Annotated in this window: 16 protein-coding genes and 1 pseudogene; 12 read left to right on the forward strand and 5 right to left on the reverse strand. The window is 62.8% G+C overall.

Annotated features, from left to right (window positions below):
- Window positions 1-272: 272 nt before the first annotated feature.
- Entirely contained in the window at window positions 273-485 is a 213-nt protein-coding gene (locus ACTNAU_RS03665) for a hypothetical protein (protein ID WP_441097570.1), read from the reverse strand.
- A 14-nt stretch (window positions 486-499) separates the two neighbouring features.
- On the opposite strand from ACTNAU_RS03665, the gene nifJ (ACTNAU_RS03670) reads away from it, so the two are divergent.
- The 10 genes and pseudogenes from nifJ (ACTNAU_RS03670) (at window position 500) to ACTNAU_RS03715 (ending at window position 18,436) form a co-directional block, all read left to right on the forward strand.
- Complete coding sequence (nifJ, locus tag ACTNAU_RS03670) at window positions 500-4,045, forward strand: pyruvate:ferredoxin (flavodoxin) oxidoreductase (RefSeq protein ID WP_185915352.1); 3,546 nt, start codon at window positions 500-502, stop codon at window positions 4,043-4,045.
- Between the two features lie 1,321 nt (window positions 4,046-5,366).
- Complete coding sequence (gene nifJ / locus ACTNAU_RS03675) at window positions 5,367-8,912, forward strand: pyruvate:ferredoxin (flavodoxin) oxidoreductase (RefSeq protein WP_441097571.1); 3,546 nt, start codon at window positions 5,367-5,369, stop codon at window positions 8,910-8,912.
- 409 nt (window positions 8,913-9,321) lie between these two features.
- Window positions 9,322-9,573, forward strand: coding sequence for a helix-turn-helix transcriptional regulator (locus tag ACTNAU_RS03680; protein ID WP_368044584.1), 252 nt, complete (start codon window positions 9,322-9,324; stop codon window positions 9,571-9,573).
- Window positions 9,518-9,760: pseudogene (locus tag ACTNAU_RS03685) on the forward strand (DUF6514 family protein); the annotation flags it as partial. The gene ACTNAU_RS03680 and the pseudogene ACTNAU_RS03685, both read left to right, overlap by 56 nt.
- A gap of 177 nt (window positions 9,761-9,937) precedes the next feature.
- Entirely contained in the window at window positions 9,938-10,861 is a 924-nt protein-coding gene (locus ACTNAU_RS03690) for a LysR family transcriptional regulator (RefSeq protein WP_256135455.1), read from the forward strand.
- Between the two features lie 232 nt (window positions 10,862-11,093).
- Window positions 11,094-12,284, forward strand: a complete 1,191-nt coding sequence (locus ACTNAU_RS03695) for an iron-containing alcohol dehydrogenase (protein WP_216400628.1) — start codon at window positions 11,094-11,096, stop codon at window positions 12,282-12,284.
- Window positions 12,285-12,492: 208 nt separating this feature from the next.
- Window positions 12,493-13,335, forward strand: a complete 843-nt coding sequence (locus ACTNAU_RS03700) for a sulfide/dihydroorotate dehydrogenase-like FAD/NAD-binding protein (protein WP_021660107.1) — start codon at window positions 12,493-12,495, stop codon at window positions 13,333-13,335.
- A 2-nt stretch (window positions 13,336-13,337) separates the two neighbouring features.
- A complete protein-coding gene (gltA, locus tag ACTNAU_RS03705) occupies window positions 13,338-14,732 on the forward strand; it encodes an NADPH-dependent glutamate synthase (RefSeq protein WP_441097585.1) in 1,395 nt (464 codons plus the stop codon).
- Window positions 14,733-15,319: 587 nt separating this feature from the next.
- On the forward strand, window positions 15,320-17,629 hold the full coding sequence (locus ACTNAU_RS03710) for a vitamin B12-dependent ribonucleotide reductase (RefSeq protein ID WP_243164325.1): 2,310 nt from the start codon (window positions 15,320-15,322) through the stop codon (window positions 17,627-17,629).
- A gap of 456 nt (window positions 17,630-18,085) precedes the next feature.
- Window positions 18,086-18,436, forward strand: a complete 351-nt coding sequence (locus ACTNAU_RS03715) for a DsrE family protein (RefSeq protein WP_256135458.1) — start codon at window positions 18,086-18,088, stop codon at window positions 18,434-18,436.
- Between the two features lie 78 nt (window positions 18,437-18,514).
- Here the strand turns inward: ACTNAU_RS03715 and ACTNAU_RS03720 are convergent, their stop codons facing one another.
- The 4 genes from ACTNAU_RS03720 to ACTNAU_RS03735 form a co-directional block, all read right to left on the reverse strand.
- Entirely contained in the window at window positions 18,515-19,459 is a 945-nt protein-coding gene (locus tag ACTNAU_RS03720; RefSeq protein WP_441097572.1) for a nucleoside hydrolase, read from the reverse strand.
- A gap of 18 nt (window positions 19,460-19,477) precedes the next feature.
- A complete protein-coding gene (locus tag ACTNAU_RS03725; protein ID WP_441097574.1) occupies window positions 19,478-20,446 on the reverse strand; it encodes a nucleoside hydrolase in 969 nt (322 codons plus the stop codon).
- Window positions 20,447-20,693: 247 nt separating this feature from the next.
- On the reverse strand, window positions 20,694-21,623 hold the full coding sequence (locus tag ACTNAU_RS03730; RefSeq protein ID WP_441097575.1) for a DUF1848 domain-containing protein: 930 nt from the start codon (window positions 21,621-21,623) through the stop codon (window positions 20,694-20,696).
- 159 nt (window positions 21,624-21,782) lie between these two features.
- A complete protein-coding gene (locus ACTNAU_RS03735; RefSeq protein ID WP_441097576.1) occupies window positions 21,783-22,958 on the reverse strand; it encodes an RNA polymerase sigma factor in 1,176 nt (391 codons plus the stop codon).
- On the opposite strand from ACTNAU_RS03735, the gene ACTNAU_RS03740 reads away from it, so the two are divergent.
- Window positions 22,935-23,435: a hypothetical protein gene (locus tag ACTNAU_RS03740; protein WP_441097577.1), complete on the forward strand. Its 501-nt coding sequence runs from the start codon at window positions 22,935-22,937 to the stop codon at window positions 23,433-23,435. The two genes, ACTNAU_RS03735 and ACTNAU_RS03740, sit on opposite strands and share 24 nt — an antisense overlap.
- A gap of 256 nt (window positions 23,436-23,691) precedes the next feature.
- Window positions 23,692-25,532: hypothetical protein (locus ACTNAU_RS03745; RefSeq protein ID WP_441097578.1), on the forward strand; the 1,841-nt coding region annotated here is incomplete at its 3' end.

Consider the following 25,532-nt stretch of genomic DNA (forward strand, 5'->3'; position numbering starts at 1 on the left):
CGGGGCGGTGATCGCGTTTCCCCGCCCCCTTTCGCGCGGCGGGGCGGGCTCCCTCTCAATTTGTGTGGATTTTTCGCCGCGGCAAAAAAGGGGGGAGCGAGAGCATTTTTGGCAAGATATATATCTTTTATCATACCGGCATCGGCCGCCCTTGTCAAACGGGGGCGAGCGCCGGGAAAAAAGCCTGTCCCGCCGCCCCACAGGTGGAATTTTCTTTTTCCGCCGGGGGGAAGATTTGTCCCGCTTTTCCTTTACAATAGGGGATAAACGTGTTAGAATTTTGAAGTAAAGAGGGGAGAAAATTCCCCTTCTTTTGCCCGCCAAAACAATAGCTTCCGCAGAAGAAGGCCTTCTCCGGCCTTTTCGTCGCGCTCTTTTGCGCCTTTGCGAGGGGCCAGGGCCGGGCGCAGCGCATCTGCGCACTTGTCCGGGCCGGGCGGCCCAGCGGGCGTGCCCCAGCAAGCAAAGAGGTTCTCTTTAATCAAAAGGAGGAAACACAATGGCAAGAAAAATGAAGACCATGGACGGCAACAATGCCGCCGCGTATGTGTCCTATGCGTTCACAGAAGTGGCTGGCATTTACCCCATCACCCCGTCCAGCCCCATGGCCGACTACGTTGACCAGTGGTCTGCCCAGGGCCAGAAGAACATCTTCGGCGACACCGTCAAGGTCGTTGAGATGCAGTCGGAGGCCGGCGCTTCCGGCACCGTGCACGGCTCGCTGAACGCGGGTGCGCTGACCACCACCTACACCGCCTCGCAGGGCCTGCTGCTGATGATCCCCAACATGTACAAGATCGCCGGCGAGCTGCTGCCCGCCGTCTTCCACGTGTCTGCCCGCACCGTGGCGTCCCACGCGCTGAACATCTTCGGCGACCACTCCGACGTCTACGCCTGCCGCCAGACCGGGTTTGCCATGCTGGCCGAGACCAACCCCCAGGAGGTCATGGACCTGGGCGCTGTCGCCCATCTGGCCGCCATCAAGGGCCGGGTCCCCTTCATCAACTTCTTTGACGGGTTCCGCACCTCCCATGAGATCCAGAAGATCGCCATCTGGGACTACGAGGACCTGAAGGACATGGTGGACATGGACGCCGTGGCCGCCTTCCGCCAGCGCGCCCTCAACCCCGAGCATCCCACCATGCGCGGTTCCCACGAGAACGGCGACATCTTCTTCCAGCACCGCGAGGCCTGCAACAGCTACTACGACGCCATCCCCGAGGTGGTCGAGGAGTACATGGGCAAGGTCAACGAGAAGCTGGGCACCAACTACCACCTGTTCGACTACTACGGCGACCCCGCTGCCGAGCGCGTCATCATCGCCATGGGCTCCATCTGCGACGTGGCGGAAGAGGTCATCGACTACCTCTGCGCCAAGGGCGAGAAGGTCGGCCTGGTAAAGGTCCGCCTCTACCGGCCCTTCTCCGCCAAGCACCTGCTGGCCGCCATCCCCGAGACCGCGACCAAGATCGCCGTTCTCGACCGCACCAAAGAGCCCGGCGCCTACGCCGAGCCCCTGCACCTGGACGTCATGAGCGCCATGGCCGAGGCCGGCCGCAAGGCCACCATCGTCGGCGGCCGCTACGGTCTGGGCTCCAAGGACACCACCCCGGCCAGCGTCTTCGCCGTCTATGAGGAGCTGTCCAAGGACGCCCCCAAGGCCCGCTTCACCATCGGCATCAACGACGATGTGACCCACCTGTCCCTGCCCGAGCACGAGGCCCCCAACACCGCGGCTGAGGGCACCATCGAGTGCAAGTTCTGGGGTCTGGGCGGCGACGGCACCGTCGGCGCCAACAAGAACTCCATCAAGATCATCGGCGACCACACCGACAAATACGTGCAGGCGTACTTCCAGTACGACTCCAAGAAGACCGGCGGCGTGACCATCTCCCACCTGCGCTTCGGCGACAAGCCCATCAAGAGCCCCTACTACATCAACAAGGCCGACTTTGTGGCCTGCCACAACCCCTCCTACGTCATCAAGGGCTACAAGATGGTGCGGGACGTGAAGCCCGGCGGCGTCTTCCTGATCAACTGCCAGTGGGACTTCGACGAGCTCAACCAGCACATGCCCGCCGAGGCCAAGCGCTACATCGCCAAGAACAACATCCAGCTCTACACCATCAACGCCATCGACAAGGCCATTGAGATCGGGCTGGGCAAGCGCACCAACACCATCCTGCAGTCGGCCTTCTTCGCCCTGGCCGGCGTTCTGCCCAAAGAGGACGCCATCACCTACATGAAGGACGCCGCCACCCGCAGCTTCTCCAAGAAGGGCGAGGCCATCGTTAAGATGAACCACGACGCCATCGACGCCGGGTTTGACTACTACGTGAAGATCGACGTGCCCGCCGACTGGGCCGACGCCGCCGACGCGGTGGACGAGACCGTTCTCGCCGGCACCAACGGCAAGCTGGTCAACATGGTGAAGAACATCCTCCAGCCCGTTGGCAAGATGGACGGCGACAGCCTGCCGGTCTCCGCCTTCGTGGAGCACGCCGACGGCACCTTCGAGCAGGGCGCTTCCGCCTACGAGAAACGCGGCGTGGCCGTGACCGTTCCCCAGTGGGATGCGGACAAGTGCATTCAGTGCAACCGCTGCGCCTATGTCTGCCCCCACGCCACCATCCGCCCCTTCGCCCTGAACGAGGATGAGGTGAAAGCCGCTCCCGCCGGGCTCAAGAGCGCCAAGATGGTCGGCAAGGGAATGGAGAACTACCAGTTCACCATGTCCGTCTCCCCCATGGACTGCATGGGCTGTGGCGTCTGTGTCGGCGTCTGCCCGGCCAAGGAGAAAGCCCTGACCATGGTCGCTCAGGAGAGCCAGATCGACCAGCAGCCTGTGTTTGACTACCTGGTGGAGAAAGTCGGCAAGAAAGAGGGCATGCCCGCTGCCGAGACCGTCAAGGGCAGCCAGTTCGAGAAACCGCTGCTGGAGTTCTCCGGCTCCTGCGCCGGCTGTGCCGAGACCTCTTACGCCCGCCTGATCACCCAGCTGTTTGGCGACCGGATGTACATCTCCAACGCCACCGGCTGTTCCTCCATCTGGGGCGGCCCCGCTGCCACCTCCCCCTACACCGTGAACAAAGAGGGGCACGGTCCCGCCTGGGCCAACTCCCTGTTTGAGGACAATGCCGAGCACGGCTTTGGCCTCTACCTGGGCCAGAAGGCCATCCGCGAGAGCCTGATCGCCAAGGTCGCCGAGATGGCTGCCAACAGCGAGGACGAGGGCTTCAAGGCCGCTGCCAAGGCTTACCTGGACAGCAAGGACAACGGCAAGGCCAACAAGGCCGCTACCGCCGCCCTGATCGCCGAGCTGGAGAAACACCCCACCTGCCCCGACTGCCAGGACATCCTGAAGAAGAAAGAGTACCTGGCCAAGAAGTCGGTTTGGGCCTTTGGCGGCGACGGCTGGGCCTACGACATCGGCTTCGGCGGCGTTGACCACGTGCTGGCTTCCGGTGAGGACATCAACATCATGGTGTTCGACACCGAGGTCTACTCCAACACCGGCGGCCAGGCCTCCAAGGCCTCTCAGATCGGCCAGGTGGCCCAGTTTGCCGCTGCCGGCAAGGCCATCGCCAAGAAGAGCCTGGCGGAGATCGCCATGTCCTACGGCTACATCTACGTGGCGCAGATCGCCATGGGCGCCGACATGAACCAGACCATCAAAGCCCTGGCCGAGGCCGAGGCTTACCCCGGCCCCTCGCTGGTCATCGGCTACGCCCCCTGCGAGATGCACTCCATCAAGGGTGGCATGGTCAACTGCCAGGCCGAGATGAAGAAGGCTGTGGACTGCGGCTACTGGAACATGTTCCGCTTCAACCCCGCTCTCAAAGAGCAGGGCAAGAACCCCTTCATCCTGGACAGCAAGGCCCCGACCACCGATTACAAGGAGTTCATCATGAACGAGGCCCGTTACTCCTCCCTGACCCGCTCCTTCCCCGAGCGCGCCGAGAAGCTGTTTGAAGAGGCCGCGGAGAACGCCATCAAGCGGTACAACCACCTGCTGAACCTGCAGAAGATGTACGAGGCCGAGTAGGCTCACCAAAGCTACATAGACTGCTAAAAAAGAGAGCTGCCGAGAGGCAGCTCTCTTTTTGTGCCAGTGGGCGGGGCAGAGGGGGGCACTGCTCCCGGGCGACGGCGGCGAGAAAGCCCTCCAGCTCCCGGCGCTCCTCTGCCGACAGCTTTTCTCCTCCCGCCGGCACCGCCTGGCTGCCCAGCCGCTCGGAATAGGGCGCGCGTTCGCTCCCCCCAGTATTAGAAGGCGCGCCAGCGATTTTCCACGCCCAGTTCCGCTATGGCCTGGATCACAGCGCCTGCCGAAGAAGTGCTCCCGCACACCCGAATACAGGAGACTTGCCTGGCCTCCTCCTCGCCCTTTGAAACTCCTCTGCCCCGCCAAGGACTGCCGCAAAAAAGGTGGCAACCAGAGACGTCGAAATTCCCCCGAATAAAATCTCCTCTTAAAAAGCAAAGGGCGGCGGCGAGATGGGGGTCACCATTCCCGCGCCGCCGGCGGACGAGGCTCGCTTTTGCAAGGTTGAATGCTCACAGGGCGCGCACATGGAAAGAGGGCACAGCAGAGGCAATCCTCTGCCTGTTCATCCTGGCGCGGCTCGACAGCAGGAATCCCTGCAAAGTCTTCTCTTTCCTCTTTGCCAAAATAGAGCCTACAAGTGTACATTCTCCGTCCCCCTCTCCGCGCTGTATTGTTAAAGGCAAAATGCCGCGTCTCTGTTGGCAACCGCCAGTGCCCAGTTGATGAACCCGTGATTTTTGTAAGGGCGCACGTTTCCGTTCGCCTCCCCCTTTTCCCAAAACGGCGCAGAGCTGGGGAGGCGATGTTCTCTCTTTGGGGACGTCGGTGTCAGCCCTCTTTTTCTGCAAATATTTATGCCCTTTGGACGGGAGCCCTCCCTTTGCGGGGCGGATGCTCAAGGAAAGAGCGGCAGAAGGGGGCGCGAGTTGGGGAAGAGGAGGGCGAGCCGGAGAGGAGGAGGACAGGCGAAAGAGCGCGAAAGCGAGCCGAGGGCGACAGGAGCAACCCGAAAAATAGGAAAACAGGCCGGGAATGAGGAGAGCAGCCCGGGGAAGGGGAGGGAGTGATGAGAGGAGAGCAGGCCAGAAAAGAAGTAAGCAGACTAGAAGAAAAAGAGAGCAATTTAAAAGGAGGGAACGCGGGGCTTAGAGAGAAAAGAGCCCACCGGCCAAGCCGGGATAAGGCGGAGTAAGACAGGGAAGGCGGAACGGCGCATTTTTTCCTCCCCGCCGGTCTGAACGGGGGGCAAAACGGCCATCCTCCCTATTAGAAGAGAGCCACACCCCAAAGGGTGCGGCCCGCAAAAGGAGGAACCAATATGGCGAGAAAAACCATGACCATGGACGGGAACACCGCCGCGGCCTATGCGGCCTACCCCTTTACTGAGGTGGCGGCCATCTACCCCATCACCCCCTCGTCACCCATGGCGGAGGTGACCGACCGCTGGGCCGCCGAGGGGCGGGAGAACTTTTTTGACCAGCCGGTGCGGGTGGTGGAGATGCAGGCAGAGGGGGGCGCCGCCGGGGCGGTGCACGGCTCCCTGGCGGCGGGGGCACTGACGGCCACCTACACCGCCTCCCAGGGGCTGCTGCTGATGCTGCCCAACCTCTACAAGATGGCGGGAGAACTGCTGCCGGGGGTGATCCACGTGTCTGCCCGGGCGGTGGCCAGCCACGCCCTCTCCATCTTCGGCGACCACTCGGACATCTACGCCTGCCGCCAGACCGGGGCGGCCATGCTCTGCGCCCAGAACCCCCAGGAGGTGATGGACCTGGCGGCGGTGGCCCACCTCTCGGCCATTGCCGGGCGGGTGCCGGTGATCCACTTCTTTGACGGGTTTCGCACCTCCCACGAGATCCAGAAGGTGGCCGTCTGGGAGCGGGAGACCCTGCGGGAGATGGTGGACTGGGAGGCGGTGGACGCCTTTCGCCGCCGGGCCCTCAACCCCGAGCGGCCGGTGCTGCGGGGAAGCGCCCAGAACCCCGACGTCTTCTTCCAAAACAGGGAGGCGTCCAACCCCTTTTACGACGCCTTCCCCCAGGTGGTGGAGGCGCAGATGGAAAAGGTCAACCGGGCCGCGGGCACCGACTACCACCTCTTTGACTACTACGGCGCCCCTGACGCCGAGCAGGTCATCGTGGCCATGGGCTCGGTCTGCGACACCGCCGAGGAGACGGTGGACTACCTGAACGCCCAGGGGGAAAAGACCGGGGTGGTGAAGGTGCGGCTCTACCGCCCCTTCTGCCCCGACCGGCTGGTGGCAGCCATCCCGGAGACGGTGAAGGCCATTTCGGTGCTGGACCGCACCAAGGAGCCCGGTTCGGTGGGGGAGCCCCTCTGGCTGGACGTGGCCGCCGCCCTGCGGGAAAGCCCCTTTGCCCACATCCCCCTCTACTCGGGGCGCTACGGCCTGGGCTCCAAGGACACCACCCCCGGGCAGATCGCCGCCGTGTTCGCCAACGGCAAGCGGGGGGAAAAGCCCCGCTTCACCATCGGCATTGAGGACGACGTGACCCACCTCTCCCTCCGGGAGATCGAACTGCCCGACACCACTCCCCAGGGGACGGTCAACTGCAAGTTCTGGGGGCTGGGCTCCGACGGGACGGTGGGGGCCAACAAAAATGCCATCAAAATCATCGGCGACCACACCGACCTGCGGGTGCAGGCCTATTTCAGCTACGACTCCAAGAAATCGGGCGGGCTGACCATCTCCAACCTGCGCTTCGGCAAGGCGCCCATCAAGTCCACCTATCTGGTGCGCAAGGCGGATTTTGTGGCCTGCCACAACCCCGCCTACCTGGGCCGCTACCCCATGGTGGAGGACCTGGCGGATGGGGGGACCTTCCTCCTCAACTGCAGCTGGGGCCCCGAGGAGTTGGAGCGCCACCTGCCCGCCGCCGACCGGCGGTATATGGCCGCGCACAACATCGCCCTCTACACCATCGACGGGGTGAAGATCGCCCGGGAAATCGGCCTAGGGGGGCGGATCAACACCATCCTGCAGGCGGCCTTTTTCAAGCTGACCGAAATCATCCCCGCCGAGGAGGCCATCGGCTACATGAAGGCCGCTGCCGAGGCCTCATACGGCCGCAAGGGGGAACAGGTGGTGGCCATGAACCAGGCGGCCATCGACCAGGGCTTTGCTGCGGTGCGCCGCGTCGAGGTTCCCGCCCACTGGGCACAGGCCGCAGGGGAGGAGAGGGACCAAAACAGCCACCACGCCGGGGCGGAGATGGAGCGCTACCTGCGGGACATCCAAGACCCCATTGCCGCCCAGCGGGGGGATTCCCTGCCGGTGTCGGCCTTCTTCGGACGGGAGGACGGCGCCCTGCCTCAGGGGTCGGCCGCCTTTGAAAAGCGGGGGATCGCGGTGGACGTCTCCACCTGGGTGCCGGAAAACTGCATCCAGTGCAACTTCTGCTCCTACGTCTGCCCCCACGCCGTCATCCGCCCGGCGGTGATGAGCACCCAGGAGCTGGAAGCGGCCCCCGAGGGGATGGAGGCGGTGCCCATGACGGGGATGCCGGGGCTCTCCTTTGCGGTGACCATCTCCCAGCTGGACTGCACCGGCTGCGGCTCCTGCGCCAACGTCTGCCCCGGCAAAAAGGGGGAGAAGGCGCTGGTGATGCGCCCCCTGGACAGCCAGCGGGAAAAGCAGCCCTATTTCGACTACGGGCAGGAGCTGTCCCCCAAGCCGGAGGTGCTGGAGAAGTTTAAGCCCACCACCGTCAAGGGCAGCCAGTTCCGGCGCCCTCTGCTGGAGTTTTCGGGGGCCTGTGGCGGCTGTGGGGAGACCCCCTACGCCAAGCTGGTGACCCAGCTCTTCGGGGAGCGGATGGTGATCGCCAATGCCACCGGCTGCTCCTCCATCTGGGGCGGCAGCTATCCCGCCACCCCCTACACCGTGACCGAGGAGGGGCGGGGCCCGGCCTGGGCCAACTCCCTCTTTGAGGACAACGCCGAATTCGGCTACGGCATCTACCTGGCCCTGGACACGGTGCGCCGCCGCCAGATCAGCCGGGTGGAGCAGTTGCGGCAGCAGGCCGCCGGACCGCTGGCAGAGGCCTGCGAGCGCTATCTGTCCACCCTGGAGCAGGGGGCGGAAAACGCGGCCGCGGCCCGCGCCCTGCAAAAGGCCCTGCAGGGGGAGGAGAGCGAACTGGCCAAGGCCATTTTGGCCGAGGGGGATTTTCTGGGCAAAAAGTCCTGCTGGGCCTTTGGCGGCGACGGCTGGGCCTACGACATCGGCTTCGGGGGGCTGGACCACCTGCTGGCCTCCGGCGCGGATGTAAATGTGCTGGTCTTTGACACCGAGGTCTATTCCAACACCGGCGGCCAGGCCTCCAAGGCGACCCCCACCGGGGCGGTGGCCCAGTTTGCCGCCGCTGGAAAAGAGGCCCAGAAAAAGGATCTGGCGGCCATGGCCATGAGCTACGGCAGCGTCTACGTGGCCCAGGTGGGGATGGGGGCCGACTACAACCAGTGCGTCAAGGCCCTGGTGGAGGCGGAGAGTTACCCCGGCCCCTCGCTGGTCATCTGCTACGCCCCCTGTATCAGCCACGGCATCAAGGGCGGGCTGGTGAACGCCCAGAGCGAAATCAAGCGGGCGGTGGAGACCGGGTACTGGCAGCTGTTTCGCTTTGACCCCCGCCGGCGGGCGGCGGGGGAGAACCCCTTCGCGCTCGACAGCAAGGAGCCGACCCTCACCTACCGCGACTTTTTGGAGGGGGAGATCCGCTACACTGCCCTGCAAAAAGTCTTTCCCGAGCGGGCGGAGGCCCTGTTTGAGCGGGCCGGGGCAGCCGCCGGGGAGAAATACCGCCGCCTGCTGGGGCTGCGAGAGCTCTATGCGCCCAAAAACTAAACCGTCTTTCCCGACAGAGGGAGCTGCGCTGACCGGCGCAGCTCCCTCTGCTTTTGGGAGAAAACAGAGGCCAGACTACAATAAAAAAAATTTATTGTTCCCCTTTTTTTCTTGATCGTATCTCGACATTTTCTGTTCTATATGTTGAGAGCGCGTCTCTTTTCTCCACCCATCAAGTACAATAAAAGGGAAGGGGCTTTGGGTTTTCCCGCCGGGTATTCTTTTCCACCAGAAGTGCGGTAGAGCTTATTTTGACACCATTCGACAAAACCTGCTAGACAGATTACATCATTTCTTAAAACGGGCGAAAGGGGAAAAGCACACTTCTCACAAGGTGAACGCATAGTTCGTGGTAAAGGCGGAAAAACAAATATAAACTTCCTTTATAGGGGAGGTCGTCGTTTTGTCTTTGAAATCTGCCTTTTCGACCCAAATCCTGCACGCCCGCAGCGAGCGACGCCTCACCCAGGCGCAGGTCGCAGAGGCCGTTTGCATCTCTGTGCGGTGGTACCAAAAAATTGAAAAGGGGATCGCCCTTCCCAACTCTGAAATCCTGCTTCGGCTGATTCTGTTTTTGCAACTCGACGTCGAGGTGTTCCGGGAGGAGGTGGGTTTGCGTGTTCCAGTACGCAGTGGTCAAAGAGACCCTACAACACTGTGAAATCGGTCCCTACACCGGCTACGGCATCCGGGCGATGAAGGTCTCTTCCAGTGGGAGCGAGGAGGTGGCCTTTGTCTCGGACGTCTCCTGTGAGCAGGCGTTCGTCGAGCAGTTGGCCGCGCTCTGCACCCAGTTGCAGCTGTACCCCTGTCATCTGTATGACGTCGTGCTCGACGCCATCTCCTGACCGGCCGATCTCTCCCTTTCCCTGGCAGGTTCTGCCGGGGTCTTTTTATTTTCTGCGCGGGGGCACAGCGGCAAATCGGGGAAAAATATCGGCCCCACGCGGGTGAAAATCGGGGCGGCTGTGGTATACTGGTAGGGTAAGACGATCTGCTGGAAGGGGGCGATTTGACTGAACCTGCTGCATCTTCGCTATGCGCTCGAGGTGGAGAAGACCGGCTCCATGACCCAGGCAGCCGACAACCTCTACACCACCCAGCCCAACTTGAGCAAAGCCGTGAAAAAGTTGGAGGCCGACCTGGGGATGGCCATCTTCAAGCGCACCCCCAAAGGGCTGCTCCCCACCAAGCAGGGGGCCGATTTCTTGGAGCGGGCCCGCTCGATTTTGGAACAGGTGGACCAGTTGGAGGCCCGCTACCGCCCGGGGGAGACCGAGCGCATCTCCTTTAGCGTAGCAGTGCCCCGGGCCAGCTATATCACCCACGCCTTCACCAAGTTCGTCCACTCCCTGGGGAGCACCGGGGGGATGGAGATCGACTTCAAAGAGACCGGTTCCCTGGACGCCGTCGGCTGTGTGGCGGGGCGGGACTACCGGCTGGGCATCCTGCGCACCTCGCCGGAGCAGGAGCAGTACTTTCTCCGCCTGCTCTACGAGCGGGAACTGCAGCACCACCTCCTCTGGGAGTTTGAACCCCTGCTCCTCCTCTCCCAGGACCACCCGCTGGCCCGGCAGGAGACCATCTACGAGCGGGATCTGGCCTCCTCCATCCTGCTGGAACACGGGGACTTGAGCCACCCCACCGCCGTCCGGTCGGCGGGAAGGGAGGGGGAGCCCCTCCCCGCGCGGCGGATCGCCCTCTACGAGCGGGGGAGCCAGTTTGACCTGCTGCAGGCCGTCCCCTCCTCCTACATCTGGGCCTCCCCCGTCCCCCAGGATGTGCTGTCCCGCTGCCGCCTGGTGCAGCGGCGCTGCCACCGCAAGAGTGAGCGCTACAAGGACCTGATCGTCTACGCCAAGGGCTACCGCTTCAGCGAGTTGGACCGCGCCTTTATCGCCAAGCTCACCGCCACCATCCGGGAGCTGGGGGAGACCGAATACCACTGAAAAAGAGAGACAGGCCTCGGCGGAGCGCGCCGGGGCCTTTTTGCACCCCGGGCCTATGCACCGGAAGGCATACCGCCATGCCACGAATTCATTTCCCATTTGAGGGGCGGAGTGTTAAACTATTAACGAAGCGAGAAAGGGGCGGCCGGGAGCAGGCCATCACCCCTGGCCACCCCTCTTCCTTGCTTTTAACCAACCAATTTGATCCACCTATTTCAAGGAGGTATTTTTTATGGCACGGTTTACACTGCCCCGGGACCTGTATCACGGAAAAGGCGCTCTGGAAGAGCTGAAAAACCTGAAGGGAAACAAGGCCATCGTCGTGGTCGGCGGCGGCTCCATGAAGCGCTTCGGCTTTTTGGACAGGGCGGTCTCCTACCTGAACGAGGCCGGGATGGAGGTCAAGCTCTTTGAGGGCGTCGAGCCCGACCCCTCGGTGGAGACGGTGATGAAGGGCGCCGCCATGATGCGGGAGTTTGAGCCCGACTGGATCGTCGCCATGGGCGGCGGTTCCCCCATCGACGCCGCCAAGGCCATGTGGGCCTTTTACGAGTACCCCGAGATCACCTTCGAGGACCTGATCACCCCCTTCTCCTTCCCCACCCTGCGGCAGAAAGCGCATTTCTGCGCCATTCCCTCCACCTCCGGCACCGCCACTGAGGTGACCGCCTTCGCCGTCATCACCGACTACCAGAAGGGGATCAAATACCCCCTGGCCGACTTCAACATCACCCCCGACGTGGCCATCGTCGACCCGGATCTGGCCGAGACCATGCCCCAGAAGTTGACCGCCCACACCGGGATGGACGCCATGACCCACGCCATTGAGGCCTACGTCTCCACCCTGCACTGCAACTACACCGACCCCCTGGCCCTGCACGCCATCAAGATGATCCACGAGGACCTGAAAAAGTCCTACGACGGCGACATGGAAGCCCGCGATCGGATGCACGACGCCCAGTGCCTGGCCGGGATGGCCTTCTCCAACGCCCTGCTGGGGATCGTCCACTCCATGGCCCACAAGACCGGTGCGGCCTACAGCGGCGGCCACATCGTCCACGGCTGCGCCAACGCCATGTACCTGCCCAAGGTCATCAAGTACAACGCCAAAAACCCCGAGGCCTGCGCCCGCTACGCCGAGATCGCCCGCTTCATCGGCCTGCAGGGGGAGAGCGACTGCGCCCTGACCGACGCCCTGATCGCCGAGCTGAAGGCCATGAACGCCTCTCTGAACATCCCCACCTGCATCAAGGACTACGAGGGCGGCATCATCGACGAGAAGGAGTTTAACGACAAGCTGGCCGACGTGGCGGCCCTGGCCATCAGCGACGCCTGCACCGGGTCCAACCCCCGCATCCCCACCCAGGAGGAGATGGAGAAGCTGCTGAAGGCCTGCTACTACGATTTGGAGATCGACTTCTAACAACTGCACACAGAAAAAGGGCGGCCCCTCGGCGGGGCGCGCGCTGGCGCGAGGGGGGCTTGGCAAAAGTCCCCCTCGCCTGCTGCCTCAGAGGGCCGCACCTTGTTTTTTTGCCGATATCGTGTATAGTATTAGAAGTGAGAAGAGCCAACCAATCTGCCGCGCCCGGCCAACTGCCGGGGCCCGCGAAAGGAGCAGCGACACACCTATGTACAAAATTGTCAAAAAAGAGGTGCTCAACCCCACCGTCACCCGGATGGAGATCGACGCGCCGCTGGTGGCGAAAAAGGCCCAGCCGGGCCAGTTCATCATCCTGCGGGTGGACGCCGAAGGGGAGCGCATCCCCCTGACGGTCGCCGACTACGACCGCGAAAAGGGGACGGTCACCATCATCTTTCAGATCGTGGGGGCCACCACCGAAAAGCTGAACCACCTGGAAGAGGGCGAGTGCCTGCAGGACTTTGTGGGCCCCCTGGGCACCCCCTCCCACACCGACGGGCTGCACAAGGTCGCCGTCATCGGCGGCGGGGTGGGCTGCGCCATCGCCTACCCGATCGCCAAGAAACTGCACCAGCAGGGGGCGGAGGTCCACTCGGTGGTGGGCTTTCGCAACACCGACCTGGTGATTTTGCAGGAGGAGTTCGAGGCGGTCAGCGACAAGCTGGTCATCATGACCGACGACGGCTCCAGCGGCCGCAAGGGGCTGGTGACCGACGCCCTGAAAGAGCTCATCGAGAGCGGGGAGCAGTATGACGAGGTCATCGCCATCGGCCCCCTGGTGATGATGAAGTTCGTCGCCGCCCTCACCAAAGGCTACGGCATCAAGACGGTGGTGAGCATGAACCCCATCATGATCGACGGCACCGGGATGTGCGGCGGCTGCCGGCTGACGGTGGGCGGCGAGACCAAGTTCGCCTGCGTGGACGGGCCCGACTTTGACGGCCACCTGGTGGACTTTGACGAGGCCATCGAGCGCTCGAGCATGTACCGCGATTTTGAGAAGCAGGCCCGGGAAGAGACCTGCAACCTGTTTGCCAAGGAGGTGCAGTGACCGTGCCCAACATGTCTTTAAAGAAAAATGAAATGCCCTCCCAGGCGCCCGACGTGCGCAACAAAAACTTCTTGGAGGTGGCCCTGGGCTACACCGAGGAGCAGGCCGTGGACGAGGCCAATCGCTGCCTGCACTGCAAAAACGCCCCCTGCGTGGGCGGCTGCCCGGTGGCCATCGACATCCCCGCCTTCATCGACAAGGTGAAGGAGCGGGATTTTGAGGGGGCCTACCAGGTGATCGCCCGGCAGAGCTCCCTCCCCGCCGTCTGCGGCCGGGTCTGCCCCCAGGAGACCCAGTGCGAGGGGAAATGCGTGCGGGGCATCAAGGGGGAGCCGGTGGCCATTGGCCGGTTGGAGCGGTTTGTGGCCGACTGGCACAACAGCCACAGCGCAGAGGCGCCCCAGCGCCCCGCCCCCAACGGGCACAAGGTGGCCGTCATCGGCTCGGGCCCCTCGGGCCTGACCTGCGCCGGCGACCTGGTGAAAAAGGGCTATGACGTGACCGTGTTCGAGGCCCTCCACCTGGCCGGCGGGGTGCTGGTCTACGGCATCCCCGAGTTCCGGCTGCCCAAGGCCATCGTGCAAAAGGAGATCGACGGCCTGAAGGCCCTGGGCTGCAAGGTGGAGACCAACATGGTCATCGGCAAGGTGCTCTCCATCGACGAGCTGTTCGAGCAGGGCTTCGAGTCGGTCTTCATCGGCTCGGGCGCGGGGCTGCCCCGGTTCATGCGCATCCCCGGGGAAAACCTGAAGGGGGTCTACTCGGCCAACGAGTTCTTGACCCGGGTCAACCTGATGAAGGCCTACAAAGAGGGGGCCGACACCCCCATCGAGCACGCCAAAAAGGTGGCCGTGGTGGGCGGCGGCAACGTGGCCATGGACGCGGCCCGCTGCGCCAAGCGGCTGGGCGCCGAAGAGGTCTACATCGTCTACCGCCGCTCTGAGGTGGAGCTGCCCGCCCGCCGCGAAGAGGTGGAGCACGCCAAGGAAGAGGGCATCATCTTCAAGCTGCTGTGCAACCCGGTGCGGATCCTGCCCGACGAGAACAAGCTGGTGGGCGGCATCGAGTGCGTGGAGATGGAGCTTGGCGAGCCCGACGAGTCGGGCCGCCGCCGCCCGGTGGTAAAAGAGGGCTCGGAGTTCGTGCTGGACGTGGACTGCGTGATCATGGCCATCGGCACCTCCCCCAACCCGCTGATCAAGTCCACCACCGCAGGGCTGGAGACCCAGAAGTGGGGCGGCATCATCGCCGACGAGGAGACCGGCCTCACCTCCCGCGAGGGGGTCTACGCCGGGGGCGACGCGGTGACCGGTGCGGCCACCGTCATCCTGGCCATGGGGGCGGGCAAAAAGGCCGCCACCGCCATTGACGAGTACATACAGGGGAAAAACAGCTGAGTTTCTCCTGCAAAAAATAGGAGAGGGCGCGACTTCCTGGGAGAGGAGGCCGCGCCCTCTCTTTTTGCCGCAAAAGGGGGCAGAGAGGGGGGGGGAGGGCGCTTTTTGAGAAAAGAGGCTGGAGGGGAGCCGCCGGAAGCGCGCCCCTTTCTCCCCCAGCGGCCTCTCCTCCCCCCCGGGCCATTGACAGGCGAAGTTGGGCGGGCAGTTCAGGGGAGACCCCCACGCCGCGCGGGACCGGGTTTGCCGGAACGCCTCCTCGCCACCCCCTTCCATCGCTTCTCTCCACCCCTTCTGCCCTCCCTTGCGCCCTCCTCGCCGCCACCGGCCCGCCCAAACCGGCGCGGCCCTGTCTCTCTTTCCCATCCTCACCCGCGGGCAAAACCGGTCAAGAAAATATTGGAAACTGGATATTTTCCCTTCTGCACAAAAGGGGGAGAGAATCTTCTCTGTTTTTCGGACCGCCAGATCGGTAACAGATATTGCCCCTGTACCCCAGCAGTGATACAATATATGGTGTTATGGCCGGCCGGCGGTTTTCTGCGGGGCGGCAAAGCCCCGGATCGAAAAAAGAGGAGAGAAGCGAGATGCCAGTTTCAAAGAACGCAGAGACCGTCCTGGAGCGGCGGTATTTGATACGCGACGAGAGCGGGAAGGTGACCGAGACGGTGGAGGGCCTGTTTCACCGGGTGGCCGGCTCCATCGCCGGCGCGGACAAGCCCTATACCGGCGGCGCCTCCACCGAGGCGCTGGAAAAGGAATTCTACGAGGCGATGACCAACCTGGAGTTCCTGCCCAACTCCCCCACCCTGATGAACGCCGGGCGCCCCCTGGGCCAGCTGTCGGCCTGCTTTGTGCTGCCGGTGGCCGACTCGATGGAGGACATCTTCGAGGCGGTGAAGCAGGCGGCCCTGATCCACAAGTCGGGCGGCGGCACCGGCTTCTCCTTCTCCCGGCTGCGCCCCTGCGGCAGCGCCGTCAAGTCCACCGGCGGGGTGGCCAGCGGCCCCATCAGCTTTATGCGGGTGTTCAACATGGCCACCGAGGCGGTGAAGCAGGGCGGCACCCGGCGGGGGGCCAACATGGGGATCTTGCGGGTGGACCACCCGGACATCCTGGAGTTCATCGACTGCAAGAAGAACAACGCCGACATCACCAACTTCAACATCAGCGTGGGCATCACCGAGGAGTTTATGGCCGCGGTGATCGCCGACGGCGAGTACGACCTGGTCGACCCCTCCACCAAAAAGGTGGTGGGCTCCCTGGGGGCGAAGATGGTCTACGACAAGATCGTGGAGGGCGCCTGGAGAAACGGCGAGCCCGGCATCATCTTCCTGGACCGGCTCAACCGGGACAACGTGGTCCCCGGCCAGGGGCCGATCGAGAGCACCAACCCCTGCGGTGAACAGCCCCTGCTGCCCTACGAGAGCTGCAACCTGGGCTCCATCAACCTGGTGAAGATGCTCAAACAGGGCAAAGACAAAAACGGCTGTGAGGTGGACTGGGAGAAGCTCGAGAAGACGGTGCGCACCGCCGTCCACTTTTTGGACAACGTCATCGACGTGAACAAGTACCCCCTGGACAAGATCGACGAGACCACCAAGGCCACCCGCAAGATCGGCCTGGGGGTGATGGGCTTTGCCGACATGCTGCTGCTGCGGGGCATCTCCTACAACTCCGACGAGGGGGTAGAGGCCGCCCGGGAGATCATGTCCTTCATCAACCGGGTGGGGCACGAGGCCAGCGAGGAGCTGGCCAAACAGCGGGGCGCTTTCCCCCTGTTTGAAGAGAGCATCCTCAAAGACGGGGCGGCCCGCCGCAACGGCACCGTCACCACCATCGCCCCCACCGGCACCCTCTCCATCATCGCCGGGTGCTCTTCGGGGGTGGAGCCGGTCTTCGCCTATGTCTTTATCCGCAACGTGATGGACGGGACCGAGCTCATCGAGGTCAACCCGGTGCTCAAGCAGCTGCTGGAGGAGCGGGGCCTCTACTCCGACGAGCTGATGCGGCGCATCTCCAAGGAGGGGACCATCGCCCACATCGAGGAGATCCCCGAGGACATCCGCCGGGTGTTTGTCTGCGCCCACGACGTGACCCCTGAATACCACGTGAAGATGCAGGCCGCCTTCCAGGAGTACACCGACAACGCCGTCTCCAAGACGGTCAACTTCGGCCACACCGCCACTTTGGAGGACGTCTCCCAGGTGTACATGCTGGCCTACCGCCTGGGCTGCAAGGGCGTGACCATCTACCGCGACGGCAGCCGGGACAGCCAGGTGCTCAACATCGGCAAGGTCAACGACGGCTCCAAAGAGGAGGAGGTCCCCGCCCTGCCCACCCGTCAAATCGGGCCCCGGCCCCGGCCGGAGGTGGTCAACGGCTTCACCGAGCGGATGAAGATCGGCTGCGGCAACCTCTACATCACCGTCAACTACGACAAAGAGGGGATCGTGGAGGTATTCACCAACACCGGCAAGGCGGGGGGCTGCCCCAGCCAGTCGGAGGCCACCGCGCGCCTCACCTCCATCGCCCTGCGCTCCGGCATCTCGGCGGACGAGATCATCGACCAGCTCAAGGGGATCCGCTGCCCCTCCACCATCCGCCAGCAGGGGATGAGCTGCACCTCCTGCCCGGACGCCATCGCCAAGATCGTCAAGAAGGTGGACGACTTCTTGAAGAGCGGCGGCGCGGAGCAGGGGGCCACCATCCCCAGCTCCACCCGGCACCCGGAGGCCCCCGCCAAGCGCACCGAGACCCCCCACGCCGAAAAGGCCTGGATCGGCTACCACCTGCCCACCCACGCCCTGCGCACCTGCCCCGAGTGCGGCAGCGCCCTGGAGCATGAGGGCGGCTGCGTAACCTGCCGCAACTGCGGCTTCTCCAAGTGCGGCTGATGCCGCGGCATTTCACCGCCGGAGAAGCTGTGATGGCAACTTCGCCCCTTTCCCCCCTCTGACGGCGGGGAGAAAACCTCTGCAAAAGAAAAGCGGCCCGCGCACTCGAGAAATCGGTGCGCAGGCCGCTTTTCCCTGTAATTGGACAAGGGACGCCGGGTTTTCAACCTTTTCCACATAGCCAATGTGGATTTCTTGCCAAACGCCCTGAAAATGCCTTCTCTCTTTTCGACTCATCGCGCTGTCAAAACGCTTTTTTCATGGGCTTTTTCCCCTTTTCTCCATTTTCCCCAAACACCCAACAGGGCAGTTTTCAACACCTGTGGAAAACCCTGTTGAAAAACAAAAATTTAAAAATAGTGTTTATATATTATTCACTATATAACACAAATACAGACATATTGTTCATATATCTTAAAGATAGAAGCCATCCATCGATTGGGTCAGGAGGAAAGTATGCGCACGATTTTTCATGTGAGCGACGGGTCCAAGTGGGAACTGGCAATCAAAAATGCCATCCACATGCTCAACTACGGGAAGGACACCAAGACCGACATTGTCATTGAGTTCATGGTCAACGGACCGGCTGTCACCCCGCTGAACCTGCACGACGAGACGGGGGAGCCGATACGGACCGCCCTGCAGGACCTGGTAAAGCGGGGGGTCAATGTGGCGGTCAGCCAAAACACCCTCCGTCACCTGGGACTGGGGAACAAAGACATCCCCTCCTACGCGGTGGTGGTGCTGTCAACAGCTCTGGAACTGACCCGCAGGCAGAGCGAGGGATACGCCTACATTCGCCCCTAGGGCTACATATACGGCAGAGAGCCGCCGGACTTCGGTCCGGCGGCTCTCTTTTTTCTTTGAGTACAGCGCCCGTCTCTCCTAGTCGTAGGACTTGCAGGCCTTGATGAGCATCTCGACAAAGGCGTCGCGGTCGGTGGAGACGCACCAGTAGTTTTTCTTGCCGGGCTCCTTGTAGACCCGCATGTCCACGTAGGTAAAGCCGTAGGTGTGCTCGCCCTCGTACTCGACGGTGATGTCGCGGTGCTCCACCTGGAACATCTCGGGGGCGATGGTGTAGGCCACCGGGCAGGCGTCGTGGATGGGGCAGGCCTTCATGCCGTTTTTCTCCTGGCAGCGGTAGAAGAAGGTCAGCAGCTGGGAGACCACCTTCCCAACCTTGCCGCCCTCGGCGGCAAAGCGCTCAAACTCGGCCGGGGTGACGCAGGTCTGGTAGGTCATGTCCAGGCCGAACATGGTCACCGGCACGTCTAAATCAAAGACGTAGTGGGCGCTCTCGGCGTCCTGCCAGATATTGAACTCGGCCCCCTTGCAGGGGTAGTCCTTAAAGTCGACGGCGCGGTTGGCCCCGCCCATGACGTTGATGGCGGCCACCTTTTCCACCAGCTCGGGGTGGCAGTAAAAGAGGGTGGCGATGTTGGTCAGGGGGCCGACGGCGAGGATGGTGACCTTCTCGCTGCTCTCGCGCAGGATGTCGGCGTAGAAATCGACGAAGTTTTTGTCCAGCACCTGGGTGGTGGGGTCGGGGAGAGAGGGGCCGTCCAGCCCCGACTCGCCGTGCACCTGGGGCACCGGCACATGGGCCTTGCGCATGGGTTTGGCGCTGCCGGCCACCACCGGCACGTCGGTGCGGCCCATCAGCTCAACGGCCTTGAGGGCGTTGACGGTGACCTTCTCCAGCGTCTGGTTGCCGGCGACGGTGACAATGCCCTTGACGTCCAGCTTGTCGCTGGCCAGGGCCAGGGCCAGGGCGATAAAGTCGTCGTGGCCCGGATCGCAATCAATGATGACAGGAATCTTGCTCATGTTCGTTTTCCCTCCCGTTTATTTGTAGAATTTGACCATGTCCACGCACAGCTGCATGTACTTCTCCATATCCACGTCCTGGATGTCGTTGCAGTTGTGGGGGGCCTCTTCGCTGATGACGTAGTTGGGCAGGGTGGCGCCGTAGCCGCCCATCTTGCTCTGGCACTCCATGTCGATGTGGCAGGGCTTGTAGGTGACCATGTCGGGGTCGATGAGCATCAGGAAGGGGATGGCGTCGTGGATGATGCTGGAGAGTTTGCCGTTGCGGTCGGGCTTGACGTCCTTGTAGCCCTCCACCAGCCCGGCGAGCACGTCGCTGACCCGGCTCTCCATCTGGGAGAGCTCGGCCAGAAAGTCCAGGGGCAGGCCGGTTTTGAGGGTGACGTTGAGGCCGGCCATGTTGACCAACAGGCCGGATTTGAAGACGATGTCGGCGGCGTGCACATCCACCAGGATGTTGAACTCGGCCGTGGGATTGGCGTTGCCGGTGGTGGTGGACCCGCCCATGATGTAAAAGCCCCCTATCATCTTGGGCAGCTCGGGGTATTTGAGGAGGGCGATGGCGATGTTGGTCAGGGGGCCGGTGGCGACGATGACCAGTTCGCCCTTGCACTCGACTGCCTTTTCATAGATAAAGTCCCAGGCGGGCTTGGGGTAGACCGGGTTTTTGGCCGGGGGCAGGGTGACCGGGCCCAGGCCGTTGACGCCGTGGGTGCCGGAGGCGGGGCGATAGATGTCGTAGGAGAGGAGGGGCTTCTCGGCCCCGTAGGCCACCGGGCAGTTGATGCCCAGGTACTCGGACAGGTCGCGGGCGTTGCGCCGGGTGTGTTTGGCCTCGACATTGCCGGCCACCGGGGTGATGCCCAGGATGTCGAACTTCTGGGTGGAGTGGGCCAGCATGATGGCGATGGCGTCGTCAATGCCGGGGTCACAGTCGATGATAATGGGGATTTTCTTGGTGTTTTCCATGACTTCGGATACCTCCATCTTCTATTTTGATACGGCGTTTTGCACATAGATCCGCATATTACAAAATCATTGTACTCTACCCCCCGGGGGTTGGCAAATAGAAGTTTTCCCCCTTTTTCTGTGAGATGTGAACAATTTCCAGGGGCTAAACTTTGCCCTGTTATCGCGAAAAAGCGAATGACCATAAAAAGAGCCGACCCATTCGGGCCGGCTGAAAGGATGTGTTTCAGGGCAAAACGGCGGGCAGAGCGCCCGCTGTCGGGCGTCAGAAAAACCGCAGCTGGTCGTCTACCAGCGAGACGGCCTCCCTCTTGGCGACCTGGTCGCCCGGGGCAAGGGAGGAGCAGAGCAGGGGGCTGTACTCGTCGTAGCGCTCGTACCGGCGCAGGGCCGACTGGCCGCCCCCGCCGGCGTAACAGTAGCGGCAGCCGTTCAGGCAGCTGTCGTAGACGCCCACATCCACGCTCTCACAGCAGCCGCAGCCGGGGCGCTGTCCCCGGTCGGGCAGGTGGCGCAGGGGGATGCCGGAGATGGCGGTCAGTCGACCCGCGTCCACACAGCGGCCGTGGGAGATGCCCCATTGGGAGAGGTCGACGCTCTCGCAGCAGGTGGAGAGGGCAAAGCCGCAGGCGGCGGCCGTCTCCGAAAAAGCGGGGGCCAGCTGCTCGATTTCTGCCCGGTTGGGGGCCCGCAGCCCCAGGTCGCGGCCGGCGCGGCCGGTCTTTTGATAGGAGTCGAGAAAGCTGATGACACAGCTGTCGGCGGCCCCGGCCAGCCGGCGGGCCATGGCGTCAAAGGAGCGCAGGTGGTAGGCCACCGTGTAGGTGGGGCTTATGAGGATGGGGTCGTAGCGCCAGACCACCTGTTTGGGGGAGGTGGCCCGGGAGAGCTGCCAAAACAGGTCGATGAGCTGCCGCTTTTCGGGGAGGCCGGGCTCCAGATCCCTGCCGTAGGGGGTGAGGGTGAACTGAAAGTAGAAGGGGTAGGGCACCTGCCCCAACAAAGGGAGGAGGGGGGCGGGGTTTTTGCTCCAAAACACCACCCCGTCCACCACCTGAGGGGAGAGGGAGATCTCGCTGATTTGGCGGGGGTGAAAGGGGTTTCGCACCCAGACCGAGCCGGCCTTGATGCGGTTGATGAACCAGCGGCTGTAATAGCAGGGAATATCGGTGCGGCGGCTGGCGCTGACGATCACGGCTCTGCACCTCCTGACGGCCGGCGGCGGGAAAAAGCCCGCGACGGCAAAACGTTTATTTTCTACCCCCATTGTACCGCAAAAAAGGGAACAGATGCCAGCGCTTTTGCCAGAAAAAACAGAAAACAGTCTCCTTTTTTAGAAAAGAGGGGGAACGCTTTACCGCTCCTCCACCGCGACGGTGCCGCTGGAGCGGTTGCCCAGCCGGTCTTCCGCCCGGATGCGGTGGTTCCCAGCGGGGAGGGAGAAGGCAAAGGCGTCCCCCTCCCGCCGGAGGGGGGCATACTCTGCCCCCTCCTCCCCGCAGACCAGGGAGGCCACCCCCGCCGGGTCCTCCATCACCAGCCAGGTGTACTCCCCCTCCTGCCGGCACTGGGCGAGGGCGGGGCCCTCCCGGTCCACCTCCTTCACCGAAAAGGTCTCTTCCGCCCGCGCACCGGTGACCCCCACCGCAGTGAGCAGGTAGAGGCCATTGCGGGTGACCGTTCCCCGGTAGTGTTTGCCGTCCCTCACCAGGGCCACAGCCTCCCCCTCGGGGCCGGTGAGGGCGAGTTGCCGCAGGGGGAGGGAGCTCTCGACCCGAACAGAGATCGTCTGCTCCCGTGCGGGCTCCGTCCCCACCTCCACCCCAGCGATCTCCACCGGCACGGCAGCCAGTGAGACAGCCGCCACCGCCGCCGCGCAGGTGACGGCCGCCCCGACCCCCACCCGGCGCGCGGGGCGGGGCCTCCGGGGGGCGACGGCAGCGGGCAAAGCACCTGTATGGGGCAGCGCCAGGACGGGCACCACTGCCGGCAACACCGTCAGGCGGAGTTTTTCCAGCGCCGCCCGGAGAAGGCGGTGCACCGTGCTGGCGGACTGGTGGGTCTCCTCGCAGATTTCCCGAATGGTCTTTCCCTGAAAATAGCGCAGCTCCACCGCCCGCCTCTGGGCGGGGGAGAGGGTTTTCAGGGCCACTTGCAGAGATATCTCCCAGTCCTTTTGGGCGGCCGGGTCCTCGGCGGGTGGGAGGTCGTCCTCCCGCAGGGCGTATTGGGGGGCAATGGCCTGTCGCCGCCCCTGCAGGCGGCGCTGGTTTTGGCAGAGGTGGTAGGTGGTGCGGTTGAGGTAGGCCACCAGCGCTTCGGGGCGCTGGATCTCGGGCAGGTGCTTCCAGAGGGTGAGGTAGACCTCTTGCAAGAGGTCCTCCCCCCCTTGCGAGGTGCCCATATACAGACAGATCTGGCTCATTTGAACCGGGGCGGTGGCGCGGTAGAGGGCGTCAAAAGCGGCGCTGTCGCCCTGTTGGGCGCGCACGAGGAGCTTTCCCAATTGCTGGTGGGGCAAAAGCTGCACAAAATTTCCTCCTTTTTCCTGTCAAAAGGGGCTTCTTTTAACAGCAAATATGCGGTATCATCTAATGGTATTTTAGCATTTTTTGTCGAATGTTTGGGAGAAATAAATATTTCCAAAAAAGATGACAGACTTTTTGGGGTGGCGACCCTTACCCTTTTGAGTAGGATTTTATTTGTAGAGCTGTACACACTTTTGCCGATGAGGATTGAACTGCACTGTGCAAGGTGCCAAATAAAGGGAGGTATATTTTATGAGACAGAAAAAGAGGCGGGTATCCATTCGCATATCCGCACTGCTGCTGGCGGCGGTGATCGCACTGGCCGCGATACCTCGAGGGGCCGTAACCGGCGTAGCGGCGGGCGAGGGTCCCCTGCGGTCGATAGGGACCACCGATTACAGCAAGATTTTCAATATTCACCAGTGCTGCGGCAGTCCGGCGGCATTCAACGGGAGCAACATCATTTTTGGGCGAAATAGCTCCTCCTCTTACTATGGGTCAGACGGCGGAAACTACCTGAGTTGGGGAGGGATCCAGAGCAAGCAAAAGGTCTCTCTCCTCTGTGACTGGACCCTCGAGGGCACATATTACACCTCCGCTCCCTATCAAGACCCCTCCAATCGGTATTTTGCCTATACTTGTGGCTTTTCTTTCAATTCCAAACCCGGGCCGTGTGATACAAAACCGTATTTCTGGTTCCGCTTTCACCGCGGGTTTAATACTTCGACGGCCACCATGATGAGCGACTATATGCCCACCAGTGGCAACAATCTGCCGCTACACCAAAAATCGCTGTCCGCTTGGTATCTCAATTCCAACAGCGAAAGCATCTCCTGCTCATACGACTATTCCAGCGACACCATAACGTTCACTGTGGGGGGCAACTCCATTCAGGAAACGCCGTTTCGCCAAACAATGGAATCCACCATGGGGGGTACTTCATTCTACCTGGGTTTTCTCGGCAGTATCGGCTGGGACCCTGCCATGACCAACGATATGCCCGATAACCTGCAGATGTCGGCCTCCTTTGACGCATTTCAATACAACGATTTTGACCCCCAGTTGGTCAATATGATTCTCTACGACGGAAAGAGCAACACGGTGGTCACACCGAATGCGGTGGTCGCTCCGGGCACGGTCTTGCGGGTGGAATCGGTCATCAAAAACAAGAGCAGCAGTTGTATCGGACAGACCTTCAACCTGCACCTCAAGAACTCGGACGACGCCCAAAACTACCCCACCCAGGGCATCAGCTTTCTCAACGACAGCACCTACCCGGTGACCGTCAATGGCACCAAAGTCGGCCAGGCAATCAACGGCAGCGGCGGCATCCCCCTGACCATGGTGGGGAACACCGAGTACAAGGTGGTCTACTATGTCAAGGTCACCGAGAGCAACGGCCAGGCGGTGAAGTTGGGCCAGATGTTGGAGGACGATGTCTTCCAAAACAAGGATTATATGGGCAAGACCCTCCTCAACGAGCGGCCCCTGGAGCCGCTGGACCCGGACGACCCCGCCTCGAACACCCAGGCCCCCGGCAGCGACTACCACTACACCCGGCTGCCCAAAGCCAACGAAAACGGCTGGAACAAAGACGACGTGACGGTGCAGTTTTTCGCCGGGGACTTCGACCAGTTCACCATCACCCCCCAGACCGGCTCCGCCGTCACCCTGGCGGACCGGGAGAGCCAGCTCTATGACCAGGAGCAGATCTACAGCCCCACCACCTACCAGGCCAAGGACACCAGCACCGGCGCCGTCTCCACCAAGGTAAACGACCTGGTGAAGATCGACAAGATCGCCCCCACCCTGTCTTTTGACCAGGACACAGGTGTCCTTACGGCAGCCGATGGGCTGTCGGGGGTATGGCGGCTGTACCGAAAGGGGACGGACGGCCAGTTTGCCCCGGTGAAGACCTTCCCCCTGACCGGGGCCGCGGGCAACCAGTCGGGCGACAGCAGCCAGACCTACACCGCCACCCAAAACGGCATCTATCTGGTGGAGGATGCGGCGGGCAACCGCAGCCAGCCGCTGGCGGTGCAGGTAAGTGAGCCGCCGGTGGTGGAGCGGCCCGAAAATCCGGACACCCCGCCGGTGGGCCCGCCCCTTGACCCGGGCGGGGAGCCGGTGCCGGAGGGGGAGGAGCCCGCCCTCGACCCGGAGACCGGCCTTCTCCACCGCACCATCGAGGAGACGGTGACCGAGGTCATCTCTGTCAATCCGCCCCTCTACGGCGGCAGCTTTGACCGCGCAGTGGTGGACGGGATGCTGGCCTACCGCTACGCTGTGCCCGCCGGCTGTACCGCCCAGGTGGTGGTGAAGGACAGCAAGGGGACAGATATCACCGCCCAGAATCAGTATTTGGACACCACCAAGCCCGGCGGGGTGGACATCTTCTACACCCTCACCGACGGGGACGGCAACACCACCGAGATCATCCTCCACTACCGGCTGGTCAAGGCCCGCCCGCCCCAGGTGGACCCCGTCGACCCAGACGCGCCCCTGCCCGAGCCGGAGGTGGACCCCATCGACCCGGACGACCCAGAGGGGCCGGTGAAGGCCGTCTACAAAGACAG

This window comes from Bittarella sp. HCP28S3_D9, from assembly GCF_052065655.1.
Taxonomy (GTDB): Bacteria; Bacillota; Clostridia; order Oscillospirales; family Ruminococcaceae; genus Bittarella; species Bittarella massiliensis.

Excerpts from the sequence above, each read along its gene's own strand:
- ACTNAU_RS03710 (WP_243164325.1), top strand. The coding sequence starts at position 15,320 with ATGCCAGTTTCAAAGAACGCAGAGACCGTCCTGGAGCGGCGGTATTTG.
- ACTNAU_RS03720 (WP_441097572.1), bottom strand. The coding sequence starts at position 19,459 with ATGAGCAAGATTCCTGTCATCATTGATTGCGATCCGGGCCACGACGAC.
- nifJ (WP_441097571.1), top strand. The coding sequence starts at position 5,367 with ATGGCGAGAAAAACCATGACCATGGACGGGAACACCGCCGCGGCCTAT.
- ACTNAU_RS03700 (WP_021660107.1), top strand. The coding sequence starts at position 12,493 with ATGTACAAAATTGTCAAAAAAGAGGTGCTCAACCCCACCGTCACCCGG.
- ACTNAU_RS03715 (WP_256135458.1), top strand. The coding sequence starts at position 18,086 with ATGCGCACGATTTTTCATGTGAGCGACGGGTCCAAGTGGGAACTGGCA.
- ACTNAU_RS03725 (WP_441097574.1), bottom strand. The coding sequence starts at position 20,446 with ATGGAGGTATCCGAAGTCATGGAAAACACCAAGAAAATCCCCATTATC.
- ACTNAU_RS03695 (WP_216400628.1), top strand. The coding sequence starts at position 11,094 with ATGGCACGGTTTACACTGCCCCGGGACCTGTATCACGGAAAAGGCGCT.
- nifJ (WP_185915352.1), top strand. The coding sequence starts at position 500 with ATGGCAAGAAAAATGAAGACCATGGACGGCAACAATGCCGCCGCGTAT.